Here is a 1,423-nt window from a genome sequence, read left to right on the forward strand (position 1 = left end):
GCCGGATGTCGGTGTCCCAGTCGGCGGACCGGGGGTGCATCTCGGGGAACGCGGCCACGACGACGGTGCCCACGACGGCTGGGGCGGGGACGGACCGGGCAGCACCGCCGGTGCCGGTGCCCGCGACGTCGCCTACCGCGACACCGAGCCCGGCCACCCCCCGCACCCCGCCGCCCGGGAGGACGGGGACGACGCCGATGGCTACGGCCCGGACGCCCAGCAGGACCCGTACGGGAGGGGCGGATACCAGGGCTACCCCGAGGAGCCCTCCCCCGCCTACGGCGACGGCCGGGGCACCGACCGGTCCGGCTACGGCGACGACGGCTACGGCCGTACCGCCCCGAACGGCGGCTACCAGGGTGACGGCGGCTACGGCGAGACCGCTGCCTTCCCCGCGCAGGGCGGCGCCTACCCGGGGTACGACGAACAGCGGGGCGGCTACGGCGACGACGGCCGGTCCGCCTACGGCGCCGACGGCAACGGCAACAACAGCGGCTACGGCGACACGGGGTACGGCGACTCCGGATACGGCGCCGGGAACGGCTACGAGAACTACGGCGGCGCAGGCCAGGACGGCAGGCCAGGTCAGGACACGAGGGGCGGGCACGCGCCCGGCCGGGACGACGGCTACGGCTACCCCCCGGCCTACGACAGCGGCTACCCCGATCCCACCACCCAGGGCTACGGAACGCAGTACCCGCCGCCCGGCGGTTACGACCCCGCCGCCGGCGGCCCGGGCCAGCAGGGGCCGTGGCCGCCCCCCGGTCCCTACTACCAGGAGACCCCGCCCGGCGGGGTCTGGGTCCCGCAGCAGCGCGACACCGTCATGCCGGACGACTACCAGCAGTCGTACGACCCGGGCGCCCATCGCGACCAGCAGGGCCACCACCCGCACGACCCGCAGCGCTACTGACGGCGCCGGTTCGGGGTGCCGCCGCGGTGGCACCCCGGCCGCGCGCCCCCGCGACGCGTCTCAGTAGGAGCCCCGCCAACCGGGGCCCTCGACGATCAGCCCCGCCGCCAGCGCCCCGGACATCCCCGCGTGGATCAGCCCCCCGCCCGGGTGCGCCTCGCCGCCCACCCGGTACGCCCCCGGGAGCCGCCCCTCCGTCGCGGGCGCCAGGTACGCGCCGTCGGCGCCGGCCAGCACGGGGGGTGCCACGACGCCGCCGGGTACGCCGGTGCCGCGCTCCAGATCGGCAGGGGTCAGCACCACCCGCCACAGGATGCGGTCGCGGAGTGCGGGGTCGGCCGCCTCGGCCCGCTCCGTCATCCGGTCCGCACAGGAGTCGGCGGCGCCGGACGCGTCCCAGTCCACCTGGTCGAAGGGCTCGGCCGGCTCGGGACCGGGTGCCGGGGCACCCGCTCCGTGGGGCGCCACCTCGGTCGTCAGGACCGCGGTGGCGTGCGCCGCGTCCGGCGC

2 pseudogenes are annotated in these 1,423 nt (G+C 77.9%); one reads left to right on the forward strand and one right to left on the reverse strand.

The window, feature by feature from the left end:
• A pseudogene (locus tag HCJ92_RS24065) lies at positions 1–913 on the forward strand (hypothetical protein); the annotation flags it as partial.
• Positions 914–973: 60 nt separating this feature from the next.
• Here HCJ92_RS24065 and HCJ92_RS24070 read toward each other — a convergent pair.
• A pseudogene (locus HCJ92_RS24070) lies at positions 974–1,423 on the reverse strand (hypothetical protein); the annotation flags it as partial.

Source organism: Streptomyces spiramenti, from assembly GCF_012034385.1.
Lineage (GTDB): Bacteria > Actinomycetota > Actinomycetes > Streptomycetales > Streptomycetaceae > Streptomyces > Streptomyces spiramenti.